The sequence below is a fragment of the Rhodococcus sp. ENV425 genome, assembly GCF_002887785.1.
GTDB lineage: Bacteria > Actinomycetota > Actinomycetes > Mycobacteriales > Mycobacteriaceae > Rhodococcus > Rhodococcus aetherivorans.
In genome coordinates this window covers 1-993 of sequence record NZ_PCZU01000044.1, presented here as the reverse complement: position 1 = coordinate 993, position 993 = coordinate 1, and the positions used below count along the sequence as shown (strand labels likewise).

The following is a 993-nucleotide window of genomic DNA, read 5'->3' as shown; positions in this document are numbered from 1 at the left end:
CTGAGAGAGTGTTGTGGAACCCTGTGCTGACGCGGCGTGTCGGCCGTGGTATCCGAACGTGATCGATGATCGTGTCGGTACGTGTGTCCGTGTGTGTGCAAGCCCGCCTACGACTCGTCGCTGACCGATGCGCAGTGGGCGGTGATCGCACCGCTGCTGCCTCGACCGAGCCCGCGGCTCGGGGGCCGGCCGGCGGTGCACCCACGCCGACTGGTCGTCGACACGATCTTGTACGTGCTGGCCACCGGCTGCGCCTGGCGGCTGGTCCCGCACGATCTGGCCCCGTGGAGCACCGCCTACCGGATCTTCGCCGCCTGGAGCGCGGACGGCACCTGGGCGCGCATCCACGACACCCTGCGAGATCGGTTGCGTGCCAACGACGGACGTGATCCGCAACCGTCGGCGGCGGTGCTGGACTCGCAGTCGGTGCGCAGCAGCGAGGGCGGCGAGCAGATCGGCTACGACGCCGGCAAACGCGTCCGGGGCCGCAAGCGTCATCTGCTGGTCGACACCCTCGGGTTGATGTTGGTCGGGCTGGTGCACTCGGCGTCGGTGCAGGACCGGGCCGGGGCCCGGCTGGTGCTGGCCGGGGCCCGGACCCGGTTTCCCGGGTTGGGGCTGGTGTGGGTCGACGGCGGGTACGTCAACTCGGTCGATGCGGGCCTGGTCGACTGGGCGGCCCGCACCGAGAATCTCGAGGTCGTGGTGGTACCTCGCAACGCGGACGTGAAAGGCTTCCAGGTGCTGCCCCGGCGGTGGGTGGTCGAGAGGACCTTCGGATGGTTGACGAGGTGTAGACGGTTGGCGCGGGACTACGAACGCAAGACGGCACATGCCGAGGCCATGATCCAGGTCGCGATGATCAGGCTCATGGCGGCCCGCCTGGCCGGCGAGGACATCGAGCCCCGCGGTCCGATCGAAGCCGAAGCGGCACGCCGGCTAGCAGAGGACCTCACCGACTGACAGCGCGGGTTCCACAACACTCTCTGAGGC

General features: G+C 69.3%; 1 protein-coding gene. It reads left to right on the top strand.

What is annotated here, in order from left to right:
- Window positions 1-93 precede the first annotated feature (93 nt).
- Window positions 94-963: an IS5 family transposase gene (locus tag CQZ88_RS03535; RefSeq protein WP_238072558.1), complete on the top strand. Its 870-nt coding sequence runs from the start codon at window positions 94-96 to the stop codon at window positions 961-963.
- The last annotated feature ends 30 nt before the right edge of the window (window positions 964-993 follow it).